Genomic DNA, 20,646 nt, shown 5'->3' with positions numbered 1-20,646 from the left:
CCATTCTATTACACCGGGACACCGACGCAACCGCTGGATTTATAAGGCCCCGCTCTCTTGACCTGCGCCGCTCAGGTAGTCTCCCTCAAACTGCTCCACCGGCATTGGACGAGCGACATAAAAGCCCTGGATCAGATCGCACCCCTGTTGCCGCATGACACGGATCTGATCGATGGTCTCCACCCCTTCCGCCAGTATCTTCAAGCCCAAGGTTTTCGCCATTTGCACAATCGCAGTGACGATCGCCAGATTATCCTGATCATGTGGAATATCGCGAATAAAGGACCGGTCGATTTTCAATAAATCCACCGGATAACGCTTCAATGAAGCCAGATTGGAAAAGCCGGTGCCAAAGTCGTCCACCGCTACGCCCACTCCGAGACAACGCAGCTCCATCAGTTTGGACACCGCAGTCTCTATATCCTTGGCCAGGGCGCTTTCCGTGATTTCCAGCTCCAGCAGACGCCCGTCCACATGGAACTCCTCCAACAGCAAGCCAACCTGGGATACAAAATCAAAACGCCCGAACTGACGCGGCGACACGTTCACCGCCAAACGCACCGCGCGGCCATATTGACGCTTCCAGTCGGCAATCTGTTTGATGGCGCAGCGCAGCACATATTCGCCCAGTTGATCGATCAGGCCATGGGCTTCCGCCACAGGAATAAACTCCGCTGGCGACACCGGTCCGCGCACTGGATGGTTCCAGCGCAACAGCACCTCCGCGCCGAATATGCGATGGTTGTACAAATTAACCTGGGGTTGATACACCAGATGAAACTCCCGGTTGACCAGGGCCTTGCGCAGATCGCTGGTCATGCTCACCTGGGCTTTCAGCTCTGACGCCATGTGCTCTTCAAAGATCACAAAGTCGTTCTTGCCCATTTTCTTGGCGGTGAACAACGCCATGTCGGCTTCTTTGTACAGCTCAATGCCGAAGTTGGATTTGTGTTCGCGACTGTAGGTGGCGACGCCAATACTGAGGCCAATGCTGATTTCATCCATGCCGATATTGAACGGCGTCTCACAGGCCTCCAGCAGCCGCTCGGCATATTGAATCACCTGTTTCTTATCCCGCACGCCTTTGAACAGAATGGCGAATTCATCCCCTCCCGGGCGACACAAGACCGCGCTGTGAGGAATCAGGGATTCGAGTCGTTTGGACAAATCGACGATCAGTTGATCGCCCAGCTCATGCCCGTAGGCGTCGTTGATATGCTGGAAGTTGTCCACGTCGATCAGAAACAGTGAAAACTGATCCCGCACGCCATAACGCACGTTGCGAATCGCCAGCTCCAGGCGGCGCTCCAGATGCAATCGATTGGGCAGCCCGGTGAGCGCATCGTGTTGCTCTTTAAAGGACATTTCCTTGATCAGGCTGCGCACATACATGCTCACCATACGGGCCCGACGCGCGCGCGCTATCAGATTGATACGCAGCACTTCAGGGTCGATGGGCTTCATCAGAAAATCATCGCCAGCCAGTTCGATGGCGGTCAGTTGCGCGCTGGAATCGGACTCTGCGGAGAGAAACACCAACGGCACGTTGGCGAATTGCACATGCTGGCGGATGATCTGCCCCACTTCTAACCCTGTGCATTCCGGCATATGCAGATCAAGAACGATGAGTTCCGGTTTGAACTCCGTGATTACCTGCAGCACTTTTCTCGGTTCACTCAGCGTGCGGGCCTCCACGCCAGCGGCTTCCAGATGCGCCCGATACAAGGCGGTAATGTCTTCATCGTCATCCACCAGCAGAATGCGATACGGCTCCGCCGGCGTCTCTTCCACCATGTCTTCAATACTGGCCAGCAGACTCTCTGAATCCAGAGGTTTGGTGAGATAGTGACGCACTCCGGCCCGCACCGCCTGCAGACGCGCATCAAAGTCAGTGCGTTTGGAAATAACCACCAAAGGCACGCCGCACATCTCCGATGAGTTCTGATTAATGGCGAAATCCAGCCCGGCGTTTTCCCCTTCCGGCAGAATAACGTCCATCAGAATCGCCAGCGGCGTTTCGTCTTGCGGGCGCAGCCCCAGCGCCGTAAGGCTGTTGAAGATACGCGCGCTGTAACCATGCTGTTCGATGTGGGTTTTCATCCACTGCGCCAGCATCTGATCGTCTTCGACGATGTAGACCAAGCGTCCCGGACGAGGGTTACTCTCCATCTCGCTAGCTCCAGGCGCGGCGTCCCCGGTGTGTGGGCGGCGCATCAGTTGTAAAAGCAGCCCCATGCGTTCATTGTGCTTGTCAAACGCAGTCGAGCCTTCTCTGATTAAGTCCTGCAAATAAGCATTCAACTCCGCCGCCGCCGCGCTGAGTTCGGGAAGTCCAAAGGTTTTTCCCGATCCCGCCAGGCTGTGCAGCGTCATACAAATATCGTTCAGGCGTTGACGATCGCTCTTTTTCAGCAATTCGTCCCACCATTTTTCCAGCGCATCCGCCCTGGCGCCCAACGACTGCCGATAATGTCGCTGGATCTGCGCCAGCTTGTTTATCAGTGCACCGTCCATGCCTTTATCACTGCTCCTGTCCATCAATCCGAGGTCTTAGGTTTATATATGCAGACTTTGTTACGCCCCAGCTGCTTGGCGTCATATAGAGCGTCGTCCGCCGCCTTGGTGAGCATCGTCATGTCGTCGATATCGGGAAAGGCGGCGATGCCCGCGCTGAAGGTCACCCGAAGTGGTTCTTCCGCAGTATTGTGATTGATGGAGGCGAAGCTCATACGCATGGACTCGATGACAAAACGGGCGTGCTCTTTGGTGGTGTCCGGCAATATGACGACAAACTCTTCGCCGCCGTAACGCCCGATCACATCGCTACGCCGCAAACGCCCCTGCAGATAACGCGCGAAATTCACCAATACACGATCGCCCATCAGGTGACCGTAATTATCATTGACCTTTTTAAAGTGATCCAGGTCGACCATGACATACGCCAGACTGCTATCCATGCGACGAGCCCGGGACAATTGCTGCGATAAATACTCTTCCGCACTGACGTGGTTGAGCAACCCAGTCAGGCCATCCCGGCTCAGCATGCCCCGCAGTTCCCTGCCCCGTCGCGCCCGACTCTCCACCGACGCCAGCAGAAAGGGCGCCGGCACCGGCTTGATAAGAAAATCGTCGCCGCCAGCGCGAATAGCGCCCAAGTGGCGGGCGATATCCTGCTCCACCGAAACAAAGATGATCGGCACGCCATAGAGCGTGGCGTCCTGGCGTATGGCCACAGCCAGCTCGATGCCGTTGTACCCAGGCAAATACAAATCCATCAGAATCACATCGGGAAAAAATTCCAGCAATACTTCGGGAATATCCTCAGGCTGGGACACCACCCGCGCGTTCATCTGCGCCTGTTCCAGCAGCTGTGCGTGATACATGGCGAGTTCACTGTCGTCGTCGATCAACAGCACTCTGTAAGGCACATCTCCCTCAGAAATGAAGCATTGATCGAATTTGCTCAGTAACTGGGAAATATCCGGCGGCGACTGCAACACTTCGCGTATGCCCGCCCGATACGCCTGCACGCGCAAAAACAGGTTTGGCGTTTGATGTAATACGAACACAAAAGGTACTTTGGTTTTACCCATTTCAATGGGAGCCGGACAAAGCTGGGATGCGCCCAGCTCTTCATAGACGACGATATCCGGCTCAAACCGCAGCGCGCTCTCGATCACTTCCTCCGCAGAACAGGCGCGCACCTCATAACCGTAATGTTTCAATTGTTCCGGCAGCGAATTGCAGGCGCTCTGTTTCGACAAAGCCAATAACGCTTTAGGCGCCGCCGGCCGTTGAATGCGTTGGGAGGAAATAAGAGAAAGCTCTTCGTTGCTTTGTTCGTCTGGTTGCGCGGAGGAATCAACCTGAGTCAGCAGGTTATCGATCTCCAGCACCAAACGCTTGGCGTTCTCGGGAAAATCTGAGAGCTGATCGATTTTTTGCTCGATCTTCTGCATCAGCGCGGAGAGTCGGGCGAACCCGTAGGAGGCGCCGGAGCCAGCCAAACGATGCACCAGATGCCGAAAGGGCATCAGAATTTCCCGGTTGAAATTTTGCAGCGTTCTGACGGAACTCCAACTATCGCGCACATTGGTCAGCTTTTGCGGCAACGCGCTGGCGTACGCGGTGCGCAAGGCCTGCATTTTTTCCATCGGCGAGCGTGAATCCTCCTTCGCATTCTCCCGCTCATCCCGCATGCACCTTCTCCCAAAGCCGCTTAACCTCATCGGAAAGCTTCATCGGGTCAAAGGGCTTGGGGATCACGCCGACCGCCCCCAGACTGATAAATTCGTCAATTTCCGACTTCTGCACTTTGGCGGTCATAAACGCAACGGGCAGATGCTTGCATTCCGTCACTTCCCGTAAGGCCTGCAATGTGGAGGGTCCATCCAGCTCGGGCATCATCACATCCATCAGCACCAAGTCCGGCATTTCCTGAGGAATCACCTCCAGGGCTTCTCTGCCTGAACTGCACAATATGACCTCGAAACCGCCGATCGCCTCCAAGGCCATCTGCGCTATAGCCTGAATATCAGGTTCATCTTCCACGTAGACAATTTTCCGAATAGGCGGAGCCACAGGTATCTCCTTGCTCATTCACGCGCGCCACAGCCAACAGGGACGAAGACCGGACGCACGTCGACATTTTTCTTTGAACCTTAGCTAAAAGCATAGACCCCGTTTGCGATGCGGGACAATTTTTTGTTTGTTTTAAAGGTGTTAATCCAATACCTCCGCGGACTGCGGCCAGGATTCCCGTAGATGTCGCCACTGCGGCCTCATGCCCCACTTTTTGTATATGCGCTCCAGTTCTCCAGACTCATACAGTTGCGGCAGTTTGCGGGCGAGAATTGCCTCAAAAAAGCGCCCGCGCTCGTTATCCGCAAACCCCACATAAAGCTTCTCGCCGCTTTTGACCGTCACTGATTTGTAGTTCTGCTCATCCAGCTTCAGTTCTTGCATGGCGCGCCGAATATTGACCGAATAATCAATCACATATTTAACTCTGCGCCGCGCCAGCAAGCCAATGCCCTGCTCGATGCTTTCCAGCTCCACAGGCTCTATATCCGGGTTGAACCATTGTTTGAAGTCGTAGCCGCGTATCCAGGCCGCCTCTCCACTGCGCACACGCCCGACGCCACGCCACTCCTGTTGCAATCCCCGCAGAAACAGCGCCACCACCGGATCATCCACACAGAAATGTAAGTCAGGTATCAGCATGACTTCCTTGCGGCTGCCATAGACGCCGACCAGCGCGTCTCTCTCCTTGTTGGAGACCCAATACAAAGCGCGCTTCCAGGGTACGATCTCACAGATAACTGAGACGCCGCCCGGCTCGTAAATTGCGGCGAGGACATCCCAGTAGAGACCAGTGCAGTCGGCGTTGGAGTAAGGCGCCCACTCTTCAGAAACCGCATGAAGCTTGAGTTGAGATTCAGCGGCGGATGGCAGGGTCTGTAGCCAGAGAAGCGCGCAGCACAGAGCGCTGCTGCGGATAGAGGCCATGGCGGTTTTCCCAGCTGGGGAAGCGAACGCCTGGAATCAGCGCGCCATCCCCGTCAGCAATTTTTCCAGACAACGAATTTCAAGGAAAACTATAGACCATGTTGGCGGAGAACGCGTCGTTGAACGCGGCAGAAAACAACCTAATCTTTGACCACCAGATAGAGCGCCTGTTGCGCCAGATCTTCCACCGTCATGCTGCCTTCCGATTTGTACCAGGTGATGGTCCAGCTCAAGGCGCCGGTGAGAAAGCGCCGCAGCACCGCCACATCGCCTTTGACCAGTCCGGCGTCGCGGGCTTCGCTCAGCGTGTCCAGCCACAGGCCTTCATATTGATCGCGTAATTTGAGGATTTCTTCCTGTCGCGCGTCCGACAGGCTGCGCCATTCATACACCAGCACGGTCATCGCCTCGCCGGTGCCGCCGAGTACGGACTCCAGTTCGCAGCGCAATAGCGCCAGCAGTCGATCGCGAGCCGTCGGCGCCCGCTCCAGGGCCTCGCGCATTTTGGCGGTGATGTAGAGGATGGTTTCTTCCATCACCGCAAACAGGATGTCTTCCTTACTGCGAAAATGATGAAAAATACTGCCGCTTTGAATGCCCACGGAAGCAGCCAGATCTCTGACCGTGGTGCGTTCGTAACCTTTTTCCTTGAACAGGTGCGCAGCCTTGGCCAGTAACCTGCCCCTGGCGCTCTGAGGGTCGGTGATGCGTCCCTCTTCGATAAGTTGCGCAAGTTGTTTCATAAGCAATCACATTCCTGAGCTGACTGATGGGAGGCCCACGGCGGAATCCGGGGCGCCGTGCGGGGCCGCACATTCTAACGGCAAACGTCGAAAAAAACTCCCTTATGGCGCTTAGCCGAAGATTTAGGTCGCTCCTAAGTCTATCTCAATTCGGCCTCTTTACAAACCAAGCGCTTGCTTGGTATCGTTGACCGGGCTCGCATCATCGACAATAACCATTCAAAACGACATACCAGGACGATACGCACATATCCGCGTTATCGACCAGAAAGGAACGGGCGACGATCATGACCACCAAGTCTACTCTGCGCATTGGCTGCGCAGCCGCATTTTGGGGCGACACCAACACCGCCGCGGCGCAATTGCTGGAAAAAGGCGATCTCGATTACATGGTGTTCGACTATCTGGCGGAAATCACCATGTCCATTCTCACCGGCCAGAAGCTGCAAGACCCGAACAAAGGCTACGCCACAGACTTCGTTGACCATGTGATGAAGCCGCTCCTGCCGAAGCTGAAAGAAAAAGGCGTGAAGGTGATCAGCAACGCTGGCGGCGTAAATCCCCAGGCCTGCCGCGACGCCCTACAGGAAATCATCGACAAACTGGGCCTCGATCTGAAAATCGCCGCCGTCATGGGAGACAACATTCTGCATCGACGCGCGGAGTTTGAGCGCCAGAATCTCACCGATATGTTCTCCGGCGCGCCTCTTCCCCCGGTCAGCGTCAGCATGAACGCTTATCTGGGAGCCCCGGGTATCGCCGCCGCCCTGGCTTACGGCGCGGACATAGTGATTACCGGGCGGGTTGTGGACAGCGCGCTGGTCCTGGCGCCGCTGATTCATGAGTTTGGCTGGACTATGAAGGACTACGACAAACTGGCTCAGGGCAGCCTCGCAGGCCACATTATCGAATGCGGCGCACAATGCACGGGCGGCAACTTCACGGACTGGCGCGCGGTGGAAGGCTTCGACAACATGGGATTTCCCATCGTGGAAGTCGACGCCAACGGAGACTTTACCGTCACCAAGCCTGAAGCCACTGGCGGTCTGGTCAGCATTGGAACGGTCTCGGAACAGTTGGTCTATGAAATCGGCGATCCCGGCGCCTATCTGCTGCCGGACGTCACTTGCGATTTCACCCAGGTAAAACTGCAGCAAACCGGTCCGGATCGCGTGCGCGTCACCGGCGCCCGCGGACGCGCGCCCACCCGTCTATATAAGGTATGCGCCACCTATCCTGACGGCCATAAATGCGTCGCCACGTTTCTCATGGCCGGCATCGACGCCGCCGCTAAAGCCAAAGTCACCGCCGACGCCATTATTGGTAAAACCCAGAGACAGTTCGAAGAGCGCGGCTGGCCAGCCTTCACCGATGTCGATATCGAACTGTTGGGAACAGAAGCCACTTATGGCCCCCATTCCCGCATCGCCGGCAGTCGGGAAGTCGTGGTGAAAATCGCCTGCGCGCACCCCCAGAAGGAAGCCCTCGCGCTGTTTTCCCGGGAGATCGCCCAGGCCGCCACAGGCATGGCTCCAGGCATTACAGGCATTGTTGGCGGCAGGCCGACCGTGTGGCCCAAGATTCGTCTGTTTTCCTTCCTCACCCCAAAGAACGGCATCACCATCACCGCCAATATGGACGGAGTGGGCAAACCAGTGAAGGTCGAGTGGGACTACGAGGCAACGCCCTCCCCGGCGGACACAACGGAAGTTGAGTCAGCGCAACTGGAAGCGACCACCACACAGGCGCCGCTGGTCAAATTGGCCTGGGCCCGCTCGGGAGACAAAGGCGATCACGCCAATATCGGCGTCATTGCGCGCCGGCCGGAATATCTTCCCTATATTCGCGCCGCCCTCACCGAGGCCGCGGTGGGCGACTATATGCATCATGTATTGCACCCGGAGAATGGCCGCGTCACCCGCTGGGACTTGCCGGGTATATCCGCCCTGAACTTCCTGCTGGAGAACAGCCTGGGAGGGGGAGGCGTCGCCAGTCTGCGCATTGATCCTCAGGGGAAAGCCTTCGCCCAGCAGTTGCTGGAATTCCCGATCCCCATTCCGAGCGCCATTGCAGAGGAGCTGGCCTGATATGTCTTATCAATCGGTATTCCGGGAAAACGCATTCGCCGACCGCACCATCATCGTCACTGGCGGCGGCAGCGGCATCGGGCGCTGCGTCGCTCACGAACTCGCGGCGCTGGGCGCACGCGTCGCCATCATCGGACGCAAGCAGGAAAAGCTGGACCGAGTGCTGGCGGAGATCCAGGAGGATGGCGGCCGCGCCAGCGCATACGTATGCGATATTCGCGAAGAGGATAAAGTCAAAGCAGTCATCGCAGAAATCCTTGCGGAGCTGGGCCCGGTCCATGGCTTGGTGAACAACGCCGGCGGTCAGTACCCTGCGCCTCTCTCCGCCATTAATCAAAAAGGATTTGAAACCGTCGTGCGCACCAATCTGGTGGGCGGATTTCTAATGGCCCGCGAGCTGTATAACCAATGTTTCAATAAACAGGGCGGCGCCATCGTCAACATTATCGCCGACATGTGGGGCGGCATGCCCGGCATGGGTCACTCCGGCGCCGCCCGCGCCGGCATGGACAACTTCACCAAAACCGCCGCCGTTGAATGGGCGGCGGCGGGGGTGCGCGTCAACGCCGTAGCGCCGGGCTGGATCGCCTCCAGCGGACTGGACCATTACGACGCCAGCATGAAACCCATGCTGCTGTCGCTGGCCAATGGCGTGCCATTGAAACGTTTGGGAACGGAGGCCGAAGTTTCCGCCGCCATCTGCTTTTTACTTAGCGAGGCGGCGGCTTTTATCAGCGGAGCCACCTTGAGAGTGGACGGCGCAGCCTCCCTGGGCGGCCGCGTATGGCCGCTGCCGAAAGCGAAAAACGTACCGGTCTACAACGGCTTCCATCGCGCCGTCCGACCCAAAGTCCTCGACGATTAACAGCCGGAAACGCGCCATGCCGAAACTCACCTCTCAGATTGACGTTCATTCCGAAGAATTCGCCGCTAACCGTCGCGCCATGATGACGGCGATCGAATCCTTCCGCAGTATTGAAAACAAAGTGCGCGAGAAAGCCCTGGAGGCCCGCGAGAAGTTTCACAAAAAAGGTAAATTGCTGCCCGGAGAGCGCCTGAACCTGTTACTGGATCGCGGCGCGCCTTTTTTGGAACTGTGCTCCCTCGCCGGCTACAAAATGCATGACGACAAAGACGGCTCCTACGCCGGCGGCGGCTCCATCGTCGGCATTGGTTACGTGCAGAGCGTGCGCTGCTTGATCATCGTCAGCAACAGCGCCGTCAAAGGCGGCGCGATCTCCCCCGCCGGTCTGGAGAAAACGCTGCGCGTGCAGCAGATCGCCATGGAGAACAAGTTGCCGGTGATCACCCTGGCGGAATCCGCCGGCGCCAACCTCAACTACGCGACGGATATTTTCGTGCAGGGCGCGCGGGGCTTCGCCAACCAGTGCCGCCTGTCCGCCGCAGGTCTGCCCCAGGTCACCGTGGTGCACGGCAACGCCACCGCGGGTGGAGCCTATCAGCCGGGCCTTTCCGATTATGTGATCGCAGTAAAGAACAAAGCCAAAATGTTTCTCGCCGGTCCGCCCCTGTTGAAGGCCGCCACCGGTGAGATCGCCGACGACGAAACATTGGGCGGCGCGGAAATGCACGCATCCATCGCCGGAACCGCGGAGTTTCTGGCGGAAGACGACGCTGACGGCGTACGCCTGGCGCGGGATATCCTGAAACGCATTCCCTGGAACGAACAGCTCGCTCCCGCGCCTGCGCGCACCTGGAAGGAACCGCTGTATCCGGCGGAAGAACTGCTGGGCGTGGTTCCCGCCGACGTCCGCAAGCCCTATGACGTGCGCGAAATCGTCGCCCGCATCGCGGACGGCTCGGAATATCTGGACTTCAAGTCGCTCTACGACAATCAGACCGTATGCGGCTTCCTCCACATCCAGGGCATGGCCTGCGGCGTCATCGGCAACAACGGCCCAATCACGCCCAAAGGCGCCGCCAAAGCCGCTCAGTTCATCCAGCTCTGCGAGCAAAGCAATACGGCGATCCTGTTCTTCCATAACACCACCGGATTTATGGTCGGCACCGATGCGGAACAGAACGGCGTCATCAAACACGGCTCCAAGATGTTGCAAGCGGTGGCCAACGCCAAGGTCCCACGACTGACCATGGTGGTCGGCGGTTCTTACGGCGCCGGCAACTACGCCATGTGCGGCCGCGGACTGGACCCCAGATTCATCTTTTCCTGGCCCAACAGTCGCACCGCCGTCATGGGCGGCGCCCAGGCGGGCAAGGTATTGCGTATCGTCACTGAAGAAAAGCAGGCCAAACTGGGCCTGACGCCGGACCCAAAGATGCTCGACGCTATTGAGAAAACCGCGGCGGAAAAAATTGAACAAGGCTCCAGTGCACTCTACGGAACCGCACGTTTGTGGGACGACGGACTGATAGATCCCCGCGACACCCGACACGTACTGGCCCTGTTGCTGGACGTTTGTTACGAAGCGGAGCGCAGGCCTTTGCGCCCCAACACTTTCGGCGTGGCGCGCTTCTGACGCAGGCGCGGCGAGGCAGGTTTACACAGAGGAAAAATAACAATGATATTCACTCAGGAACACAGCGAACTACGACGCACCGTGCGCAATTTCGTGCAAAACGAAATCAATCCGCATATCGATGAATGGGAAAAAGCCGGCGCCTATCCCATGCGGGAAATCTTCAAAAAGCTTGGCGAGCTTGGCCTGCTTGGCATCCACAAGCCGGAGGAATACGGCGGCCTGGGTCTCGACTATAGCTACAATCTCGCGGCGGCGGAGGAACTCGGCGCCTGCGGCGCCGGCGGCGTGCCCCTCTCCATCGGCGTACAAACCGACATGTGCACCCCCGCCATCGCCCGCTTCGGTTCCCATGAACTCAAAAGCGAGTTTCTTACTCCCGCCATCCGCGGCGAGATGATCGGCTGTATCGGCGTGAGCGAAACCTCCGCCGGCTCTGACGTCGCAGGGCTAAAAACCAACGCCCGCAAAGACGGCGACGACTATGTGATCAACGGCTCCAAAATGTGGATCACCAACTCGCCGCAGGCGGATTTCATATGCTTACTGGCCAATACCAGTGACGACAAGCCGCACAAGAACAAGACCCTGATGGTCGTCCCCATGAACCTGCCCGGCATTGAGGTGGCGCCGCATCTGGACAAGCTAGGTATGCGCTCCTCAGAAACCGCCCAAGTGTTTTTCGATGATGTGCGCATTCCCCAGCGTTACCGCATCGGCGCCGAAGGCATGGGATTCATGATGCAGATGGTGCAATTCCAGGAAGAGCGCATGTGGGGCGCCGCCAACACCATCAAGGCGCTGGAAGCCTGCGTCACTCAAACCATTGCTTACTGCCGGGAGCGCAAAACCTTCGGTCAGCCATTGATCGACAATCAATACATTCATTTCCGCATGGCGGAGCTGCAGACGGAAATCGAAGCCCTGCGCGCCCTGACCTATCAAGCCTGCGAGCTGTATATCCAGGGCAAAGACGTCACCCAGCTGGCGTCCATGGCGAAACTCAAGGCCGGCAGACTCGGTCGCGAAGTCACTGACAGCTGCCTGCAATACTGGGGCGGCATGGGCTACATGTGGGACAACCCGGTGTCGCGGGCATTCCGCGACGTGCGTCTGGTGTCCATTGGGGGAGGCGCTGATGAAATCATGCTTGGCATCATCTGCAAATTGATGGGGACGCTGCCGGGCAAACGCAGCGCCAGTTCCACAGGAGAATAAATCATGAGTCCGCCCGTCACTGAAACTCTGCTGGCTGAATGCCGTGATCACGCGCTGCACATCACCCTGAATCGGCCGCAAGTACGTAACGCCATGAGCCTGCAAATGGTGCGTGAGATTATGGCGCTGTTCGACTATGCCGACACAGATGCACGCCTCCGCGCAATCGTCCTGCGCGGCGCCGACGGTCATTTCTGCGCCGGGGGCGATATCGCCGACATGGCCAACGCTCGCGCGGCGGCGGAGTCAGGAGACGCCGATCCGTTTCAGGCGTTGAACCGGGAATTCGGGCGGATGATCACTCGCGTCAATCAGGCCCCACAAACCGTCGTCGCCATACTGGAAGGGGCCGTGCTGGGCGGCGGCTTTGGACTGGCCTGCGTCAGCGACGTCGCCATCACCCTGAACAGCGCCCGCTTTGGCTTACCGGAGACAGGGCTGGGCATTCCTCCGGCGCAAATCGCGCCTTTCGTGGCGCGCCGCATTGGACTCACGCAAGCCCGCCGCCTGGCGCTATTAGGCATGCGTTGCGACGGCGAAGAAGCGACGCGACTTGGCATTGCTCATGAGTGCGTGACAAACGCCGATGAGCTGGCGGACAAACTGGCGACGATCCTGGCGCAGATCAAACGCTGTGCGCCCCAGGCCAACGCCGTCACCAAACAATTGTTGCTGGATGTGGAAGGCGCAGATCTGGAAACGCTGCTGGATCGCGCCGCCGCCGACTTCTCCCGCGCTATTCAAGGCCCGGAAGGCAGAGAAGGCGCGCTGGCGTTTATGCAGAAACGTAACCCGGAGTGGGCGCAATGATCACCAAAATACTGGTCGCCAACCGCGGCGAAATTGCGTGCAGGGTAATCCGCACCGCCCGCGATCTCGGGTTTCGCACCGTCGCCGTCTACAGCGACGCCGACCGCGACGCCCCTCATGCGTTACTGGCGGATGAAGCCGTGCATCTCGGTCCTGCGCCCGTGGCGGAGTCGTATCTGGACGCCGATAAAATCCTCGCCGCCTGTCGCCTGAGCGGCGCTGACGCGGTGCACCCTGGCTACGGTTTCCTCTCAGAAAACGCCCGCTTTGCGGAAAAATGCGCTGACGCCGGAGTGACGTTTATTGGCCCTCCCGCCGACGCCATCGCCCTGATGGGCAGCAAACGCCTGTCCAAGCTCGCCATGCAGGAAGCGGACGTGCCCTGCATTCCCGGCTACGAGGGTGAGGATCAAAGCGACGCCACATTGATAGCCGAAGCGCGACGCATTGGCTTCCCGGTCATGATCAAGGCTTCCGCTGGCGGCGGCGGACGCGGCATGCGTCTGGCGCAGAGCGAAGCTGAGCTGGCGGCGCAAATCAAAACGGCGCGCTCAGAAGCTCTCAACGCCTTCGGCAGCGGTGAGCTGATTCTGGAAAAAGCCCTGCTGCAACCCCGTCACATCGAAATCCAGGTGTTTGCGGATACACAGGGCGCCGCGCTATATCTGGGGGAGCGTGACTGCTCCGTACAGCGCCGACATCAGAAAGTAGTGGAGGAAGCGCCCTCACCCTTCGTTGATGCGGACCTGCGCCAACGCATGGGCGCAGCGGCGGTGAAGGCGGCCCAGTCCTGCGGTTATGTCGGAGCCGGCACCGTGGAGTTTCTGGTGGATCAGGACAAGCGCTTTTATTTTCTGGAAATGAACACGCGCCTGCAGGTGGAGCATCCGGTCACCGAACTGGTCACCGGCTTCGATCTGGTGGCGTGGCAAATACAAATCGCCGCCGGCGCGCCATTACCGGTCACTCAAGAACAAGTGCGCATTCAAGGACACGCGATGGAAGTGCGCCTGTATGCGGAAGATCCGCAGCAGAATTTCCTGCCGCAAACCGGCCGCATTCAACGTTGGCGGCCCGCATTGAGCGAAGGCGTGCGCATCGACGATGGCGTGAAAGAAGGTCAAACCATCACGCCCCACTACGACCCCATGCTGGCGAAAATCATCGCCTGGGGCGCCGACCGCGAACAGGCTCGCCGTCGTCTGCAACGCGCGGTGGAAGACAGCCTGCTGCTCGGCGTCAACGGCAATCAACGATTCCTGGCCAATATCCTCAAGCACCCCACTTTTCAACGAGGTGAAGCCAATACTGGCTTTCTCGCCAACGAATTCAAGGACGATCCCTCGCTGTCGCCACAAACGCCAGCGGATTTAGTCATCGCCCTGGCGGCGCTGCTTTTTCATCATCAGACCGAGCTGAGCCAGCCTCACCGCCATTGGCGCAGCGCCGGCTATTCATCCTGGCCTTACGAACTGCGCAGCGGCGACGACATTTGGGAGCTGGCGCTGGAGACGCAGGAAGATGGCGCGTTTCAGGTCAAACTGGACGACCGCGCTCTCACGCTGGGACTGCAGCATATTGAGCCCGAGCAAGCCCTGTTCGAGTGCGACGGCCTACGTCGCCGGGTTCGCTATCTACGGCAGGAAAACCGGCTATCATTGCAACTCGATGGCGTAGTTTATGACTTTGAAGATCTAACCCATGCGCCAGCGGAAGCCGGCGACGCGGCTGGCGACGGCAGCATCCGCGCATCCATGGACGGCCGCATCGTGGACGTGCTGGTCGAACCCGGCCAAAGCGTGGAGAAAGGCGCAACGCTGGTCGTGCTGGAAGCCATGAAAATGGAGCATCCGTTAAAAGCGAATATCTCCGGCGTAGTGGAGGACATCAAAGTAAAAACCGGCGATCAGGTCAGAATCCGGGAACTGCTGGTTACTCTCACTCTAAGCGCAGAATAAACCGTCAATAAAAACAACAAACAAGGACACGCTCATGTCGCCTCTACATAATAAAACCATCCTCATCACCGGCGCTTCCCGCGGTATCGGCCGCGCCATGGCGTTACGTTTCGCCCGGGACGGCGCCAATATTGTCCTCGCAGCGAAATCCGCCGAACCTCACCCCAAGCTGCCCGGCACCATCTACAGTGTGGCGGATGAAGTCGAGCAGGCTGGCGGCAAAGCGCTCCCCGTGCAACTGGACGTGCGCGACGATAACGCCGTCAAAGCGATGGTGGAGCGCGCCGCTGCTGAGTTCGGAGGCGTGGACGCCGTCATCAACAATGCCGGCGCTATCAAGTTGTCCGGCGTGGAGCATACGCCCATGAAGCGCTTTGACTTGATGCATCAGGTCAATACCCGCGCCGTGATGGCGACCGCCCAGGCCGCCCTGCCCTGGCTGAAGAAATCCGGGCTGGGACATATCCTCAACCTGTCTCCTCCGCTCAATCTCAACCCCAAGTGGTTCGCCCAGTATTCTCCCTATACGTTGACCAAATACGCCATGTCTATGTTGACCCTGGGGATGGCGCAGGAGTTTCGTCGCTATAACATCGCGGTGAACTCACTATGGCCGCAGACCCTGATCGCCACCGCCGCAGTGGAGTTCGAAGCCGGCGGCAAACAGGCCCTGGACCGGGCGCGCAACCCTGAGATCATGGCGGACGCCGCCTACGCCATACTGACGGATAAAGAAGAGCGCCGCAGCGGCGAGTGGCTCATTGACGAACAAGTGCTGCGCGATACCGGCGTGACGGATTTTTCCGCCTACACCTACAACCCCGAAGCGGGTCAGCCGTTGATGACCGACCTGTTTATCGACTAGCAGAGACGGTCGACTAACCGGGTTTATTGACTAACATTGAAAGGCAGTACTGGACCCGCTCTCTATTGATAGATAGGCAATTAGGAAACAGGAAAACAAGAGGACCGAACTATGCCGCAGGAAGGCCACATATCCGCGCGAGATCTGGCCCGTCAACTGCCCTTCGTCGCCCAGAAATTGCCTTCCCTGCTCAAAGGGTATTACTACTACGCCCTGCTCAAGCCGGATAAAGCTCTGGCCATTGGCGACATCATCGAACGCAATGCGGACACACACGGCGAATGCGACGCAGTGCTCTACCGCGACCGGCGCATCAGTTATGAAGCGTTCAATGCCTGGGCTAACCGCTTCGCCCATTACTATCGCGCTCGCGGCGTGGCGCGGGGCGATGTGATTGCCCTGAACCTGGAGAATCGACCGGAATTGCTGGCGGCGCTGGCGGGGGCGTTAAAACTGGGCGCGGCGGGAGCGATGATCAACACATCCCTGCGCGGAGACGCATTGGCGCACTGCCTGAACCTCACTCATCCCAAACTTGTGGTCGTGGGCGAGGAGCAATTGGAAGCCATCGCTTCCGCTACGCCATTACTGAACATCCCCGTCGACTCACAACGCATGCTCTTTCTGGCGGATGCGGATACGCTCAAGGAGGATTCGACCGCTCCGGAGGGATATGTCAATCTGGGAGCCATCATTAAAAACTATCCCGACGCTAATCCGGTTGTCACGGATCGTCCCCTCGCCGGCGATACCGCAGTCTACCTGTTCACCTCCGGCACCACCGGCCTGCCCAAGGCGGCGCCCAGCAGCCATCGCAAATGGTTCAAGGCGTATGGCGGCTTTGGTCATATGTCGCTGGCGCTAACCGAAAAAGATGTCGTCTATGCCCCCCTGCCCTTGTATCACGGCACCGGACTGCTGGTGTGCTGGGGCGCTGCGCTGGCGGGCGCGTCCGCTCTCGCCATCCGACGCAAATTTTCCGCCAGTGAATTCTGGAGCGACGTGCGCCTGTATGGCGCCACTTGTTTCGGCTACGTCGGCGAATTATGCCGCTATCTGCTCGCCCAACCGCCGGGGCCTCAGGATCGCCATCACAAACTGAAAAAAATGATCGGCAATGGTCTGCGCCCTTCCATCTGGCTCCAGTTCAAAGAGCGCTTCGGCATTGAACAGATTGCGGAGCTGTACGCCGCCAGCGAGGGCAATGTCGGCTTCACCAACTTTTTGAATCTGGACAATACCGTCGGCTTTTCCACTGCGCCTTTCGCTTTGGTGAAATTCCATGAAGGCACCCGCGAGCCGGTCCGCAACAGCAAAGGAAAGTTGCAAAAAGTCGCCAAGGGCGAACCGGGATTACTGCTGGGTAAAATCACACCCAAATGGAACTTTGAAGGTTACTCCCAGCCGGAAGCGACGGAGAAAGCCATCATCCGCAACGCTTTCCGCAAAGGCGACGCCTGGTTCAATACCGGCGACGTATTACGGGAAATCGGCTGGCGTCATCTGCAGTTCGTGGACCGCATGGGCGACACCTTTCGCTGGAAAGGCGAAAACGTCTCCACGACTGAAGTGGAGAATGTGCTGGACACGCTGGACGATGTGGAAGAAGCCGTCGTCTACGGGGTAGAGATTCCCAACATGAGCGGCAAAGCCGGCATGGCGGCCATCGTGGCGAAGGACAAGCAACGCGGTCCGGATATGCGGCAACTGGCTCTGGCCATGCGGGAAGCGTTGCCGACTTACGCCATGCCGGTTTTCATTCGCGTTACGCCGAGCATCGCCAAAACCGGCACCTTCAAATACCGCAAGGTGGAGCTGCAAAGAAACGGCTATCAATTGAATGTGCCGGAGGATCAGGTTTACCTATGGGCGCCGGAAGCCGGAGAATACCGTTTATTGTCTCAGGAAATGATCGCCGCACTGGAGTCCGGCGTCTACCGCCTTTAGCGCCCAGTTAATATTACAGTTGTTCACGTTTGCCGCTTTTAACGGGACGCTGCATCGCCTATTTTAGTGGCCTTCTATTGCAGTAACCCCAGGTATGATCCGGCGCTCAATAATTTTTCCGATATTTCCAGCACCACGCTTTGCGAACGCGCTGTCAGCCGTAATCGCTTTGGCGTTGTTTTGCTTGATGTCGTTGCACGCGAGCGCCGACGACGTGAATGTGTACGCCGGCGAGTTTCCGCCGACCATCCCACAGGTTCATCACTTCGCCACCGAGATCGGCTCATCGCCACTGGAGCAGGCGCGACAGGCTCTGCGCACAGCGCCGACGGTCTCCGCGTCGCAGATCAACTTCGGCTTTACCGGCAAAGAGCACTGGTTCGCGTTCAAACTTCTGAATCGCAGCAGCGACAGTCGCGAACTGTTCCTTAGCCTGGGCAACCCACTGCTGGACAACATTGAGCTATTCCTGTTCCGGGTCGGCGAAACCCAGCCGGAATACGCTATCAGCAGCGGCGATCAACGCCCCTACCATGAGCGTCCGATCAATCACCCGCATTTTGTCTTCCCTCTGCAGCTCGCGGGAGATACCGGCTATGAGGTGATCTTAAAGATCGACGCCACGTCCTCTATCCAGGTACCCATCAGCCTGTGGGAGCCGTCTCAGTTCACCGCCTACAACCACAAGGAAGCCAGCCTGTCCGGCGCATTGCTGGGCATCATCGGCATCATGGCGGCGTACAATCTGATGCTGTTTCTGTTCCTGCGCGACAAAGGCTATCTGTATTTCACCGCCGCGCTGGCCAGTTACGCTCTGGCGGAGGCGACGCTGTGCGGGATGGCGTACGCGTATTTCTGGCCGGACAACCCTGTATGGAACGACAAGAGTCTGGTGTTTTTCATCAACCTCTGTCTTGCGGCGCTGGCGCTGTTCACTCGCAGCTTCCTGTCATTGCCGGAGCGTCTGCCGGCCATGGCGCAGGTATTCGTGCATATCGCCGCCTGGTGTCTGCTGTGCGCGGCGCTGGCGTTTTTCGCCTCCAACACAGCCATGCTTAAGTTATCCCTGCTCAACATCGCCGTGACGCCAATGTTCGGCTATTTCACCGGACTGTATCTGCTGCGCTCCAACTTCCGTCCAGCCCGATATTTCACCCTGGCCTACACCTTCCTGGTGTTCGCTTCCCTGGTATTCTGCGCAGGCAAATTCGGCCTGCTGCCGTTAAACGGCGTGACTGGACACGCTACTCAATTTGGCGTTGTCGGCATGGTGTTGGCGCTCAGTCTCGCCTTGGCGGACCGCCTGAAAGGCGAAAAATCAGCGCGCGAGTTCGCACAGTTGCAGGCGACAGAAAACCTGGAAAAGTATCGCGCCATCTATGAAAACTCTCTGGAAGGCATGTTCCGTCTGGACGCCAAAGGCGCTCTGATGGCCTGTAATCCCGCATTCGCGCAGTTATTAGGCGCGCGTAATGAGAAGGAGCTGGTCAGCAATACCCGTGACCTGACCGGCATGATTCCCCTTCAGGAAGACGCCCGCCGTTTGTTTTTCCTGTCGCTGAAGCAGTACGGCCATGTTTTCGGATTCGAGGCCCGCTGCCAGCGCCTCGACGGCAAACAGTTCTGGGCCACCATCTTCGCCCGACAGATCCTCACGCCCGGCGGCCCCGGCTTTGTGGAAGGCTCTATTGTCGACATCACCGAGAAAAAAGAGAACGAACAGCAGCTACACTATCTGGCCCGTCACGACCCATTGACCGGCCTGCTCAACCGTACTGAATTCGAATACCGCCTCAACAGCGCGCTGCTGCGCTCTCGTGAGCAGGGGCTGCATCATGCGCTGTTGTTCATGGATCTGGATCAGTTCAAGATCGTCAACGACACCAGCGGCCACGCCGCCGGCGACGAGCTGTTGCGCCAGATCGCCGTCATGTTCCGTCAACATCTGCGGGAGCGCGACTCTCTCGCCCGTCTGGGCGGAGATGAATTCGGCATCCTGCTGGAGCGCTGCGGCATAGAAAAGGCGTCGGAAATCGCTCACCGCTTACGCAATGAAGTCAGCGAATTCCGCTTCGCCCTGAAAGAAAAAGTGTTCAGCGTCGGCGTCAGTATCGGTATTGTGCCGATTACAGCGGCGACGCCCTCCATCGAGGAAATTTTCAGCCTCGCCGATACCGCCTGTTACGCCGCCAAAGACGCCGGCCGCAACCGCATCATCGTGCATAACGAGAAGACCGGGGAAATCATTCGCCGTCAAAGCGAGATGCAGGTGGTCACTGCGCTGCAGGAAGCGATCAAGCAGAATCAGTTGGTGCTCTATAAACAGAATATCGGCGCGCTGAAACCGGAACTGTGCGGCGAGCGTTATGAAATTCTGGTGCGTTTGAAGCAAGGAGCGGACATTCTTCCTCCCGGCGCCTTCCTGCCGGCGGCCGAACGCTACAACATCATCCGCTCTTTGGATCGCTGGGTAATTGACGCCTACTTTAAGTGGCTGCATGCAAGACCAGGACAGTTGGAACGGCTAAGTCAGGTCAACATCAACCTGAGCAGCCAGACCATCAACGATTCGGAATTCGCCGACTTTCTGCTGTCCGCGTTCAGCAAATACTGCATTCCTCTGGATAAAGTCTGCTTTGAAATCACCGAAAGCTCCGCCATCTCCAGCCTGGTGGAAACCACCGCCCTAGTGCAGAACATGCGCGCCAAAGGCATCAAATTCGCCCTGGATGACTTCGGCAGCGGCTTTTCCTCTTATTCGTACCTGAAAAGCCTGCCGGTAAACTCTCTGAAGATTGACGGCAGCTTCGTCCGCGACATCCTCAGCGACCCAGTGGATCTGGCCATGGTCCGCTCCATCACTGAAGTCGCCCATATCATGGGGCTGAACGTGGTGGCGGAGTTCGTGGAAAATGAAGAAACGGTGGAGCGTCTGAAAAGCCTCGACGTGGATTTCGTACAGGGTTATCACATCCACAAGCCCATGCCATTGTAAGAGCGCCTCTCCGCTAT

General features: G+C 58.0%; 14 protein-coding genes. 9 read left to right on the top strand and 5 right to left on the bottom strand.

Going from position 1 to position 20,646, the window contains the following annotated elements; translation table 11 throughout:
- Nucleotides 1-39: 39 nt before the first annotated feature.
- From ACQYWX_RS05220 to ACQYWX_RS05200, 5 genes are all read right to left on the bottom strand, one after another.
- Nucleotides 40-2,514, bottom strand: coding sequence for a two-component system response regulator (locus ACQYWX_RS05220; RefSeq protein ID WP_431688107.1), 2,475 nt, complete (start codon nt 2,512-2,514; stop codon nt 40-42).
- A 23-nt stretch (nt 2,515-2,537) separates the two neighbouring features.
- Nucleotides 2,538-4,199: a diguanylate cyclase gene (locus tag ACQYWX_RS05215; RefSeq protein ID WP_431688106.1), complete on the bottom strand. Its 1,662-nt coding sequence runs from the start codon at nt 4,197-4,199 to the stop codon at nt 2,538-2,540.
- Entirely contained in the window at nt 4,189-4,581 is a 393-nt protein-coding gene (locus ACQYWX_RS05210; RefSeq protein WP_216736851.1) for a response regulator, read from the bottom strand. Before ACQYWX_RS05210 ends, ACQYWX_RS05215 begins: the two co-directional genes overlap by 11 nt.
- A 141-nt stretch (nt 4,582-4,722) precedes the next feature.
- Nucleotides 4,723-5,508, bottom strand: a complete 786-nt coding sequence (locus tag ACQYWX_RS05205) for a substrate-binding periplasmic protein (protein WP_431688105.1) — start codon at nt 5,506-5,508, stop codon at nt 4,723-4,725.
- 140 nt (nt 5,509-5,648) lie between these two features.
- Nucleotides 5,649-6,251, bottom strand: a complete 603-nt coding sequence (locus tag ACQYWX_RS05200) for a TetR/AcrR family transcriptional regulator (RefSeq protein WP_216736849.1) — start codon at nt 6,249-6,251, stop codon at nt 5,649-5,651.
- A 287-nt stretch (nt 6,252-6,538) separates the two neighbouring features.
- Between ACQYWX_RS05200 and ACQYWX_RS05195 the strand changes: the two genes are divergently transcribed.
- The 9 genes from ACQYWX_RS05195 to ACQYWX_RS05155 all read left to right on the top strand — a co-directional run bounded on the left by ACQYWX_RS05195 (nt 6,539) and on the right by ACQYWX_RS05155 (nt 20,629).
- A complete protein-coding gene (locus ACQYWX_RS05195) occupies nt 6,539-8,338 on the top strand; it encodes an acyclic terpene utilization AtuA family protein (RefSeq protein ID WP_216736848.1) in 1,800 nt (599 codons plus the stop codon).
- A 1-nt stretch (nt 8,339) separates the two neighbouring features.
- Nucleotides 8,340-9,203 carry an SDR family oxidoreductase gene (locus ACQYWX_RS05190; RefSeq protein WP_216736847.1) on the top strand — a complete coding sequence of 288 codons (864 nt, stop codon included), beginning with the start codon at nt 8,340-8,342 and terminating at the stop codon, nt 9,201-9,203.
- A gap of 16 nt (nt 9,204-9,219) precedes the next feature.
- A complete protein-coding gene (locus ACQYWX_RS05185; protein ID WP_216736846.1) occupies nt 9,220-10,836 on the top strand; it encodes an acyl-CoA carboxylase subunit beta in 1,617 nt (538 codons plus the stop codon).
- Between the two features lie 42 nt (nt 10,837-10,878).
- Complete coding sequence (locus ACQYWX_RS05180; RefSeq protein WP_431688104.1) at nt 10,879-12,054, top strand: acyl-CoA dehydrogenase family protein; 1,176 nt, start codon at nt 10,879-10,881, stop codon at nt 12,052-12,054.
- A gap of 3 nt (nt 12,055-12,057) precedes the next feature.
- A complete protein-coding gene (locus ACQYWX_RS05175; RefSeq protein WP_431688103.1) occupies nt 12,058-12,864 on the top strand; it encodes an enoyl-CoA hydratase/isomerase family protein in 807 nt (268 codons plus the stop codon).
- Nucleotides 12,861-14,822 (top strand): acetyl/propionyl/methylcrotonyl-CoA carboxylase subunit alpha, encoded by a 1,962-nt coding sequence (locus tag ACQYWX_RS05170; protein WP_431688102.1) that lies wholly within the window; start codon nt 12,861-12,863, stop codon nt 14,820-14,822. The genes ACQYWX_RS05175 and ACQYWX_RS05170 overlap by 4 nt, the downstream gene beginning before the upstream one ends.
- Nucleotides 14,823-14,856: 34 nt before the next feature.
- The gene (locus ACQYWX_RS05165; protein WP_431688101.1) at nt 14,857-15,687 is read left to right on the top strand and encodes an SDR family oxidoreductase; all 831 of its coding nucleotides are present in this window, start codon (nt 14,857-14,859) and stop codon (nt 15,685-15,687) included.
- Nucleotides 15,688-15,798: 111 nt separating this feature from the next.
- A complete protein-coding gene (locus ACQYWX_RS05160; RefSeq protein ID WP_431688100.1) occupies nt 15,799-17,634 on the top strand; it encodes a long-chain-acyl-CoA synthetase in 1,836 nt (611 codons plus the stop codon).
- A gap of 187 nt (nt 17,635-17,821) precedes the next feature.
- The gene (locus tag ACQYWX_RS05155) at nt 17,822-20,629 is read left to right on the top strand and encodes an EAL domain-containing protein (protein ID WP_431688099.1); all 2,808 of its coding nucleotides are present in this window, start codon (nt 17,822-17,824) and stop codon (nt 20,627-20,629) included.
- Nucleotides 20,630-20,646 lie beyond the last annotated feature (17 nt).

It is taken from the genome of Hahella sp. NBU794 (assembly GCF_050749805.1).
Taxonomy (GTDB): domain Bacteria; phylum Pseudomonadota; class Gammaproteobacteria; order Pseudomonadales; family Oleiphilaceae; genus Hahella.
This window is presented reverse-complemented; position numbering and strand designations above follow the sequence as displayed.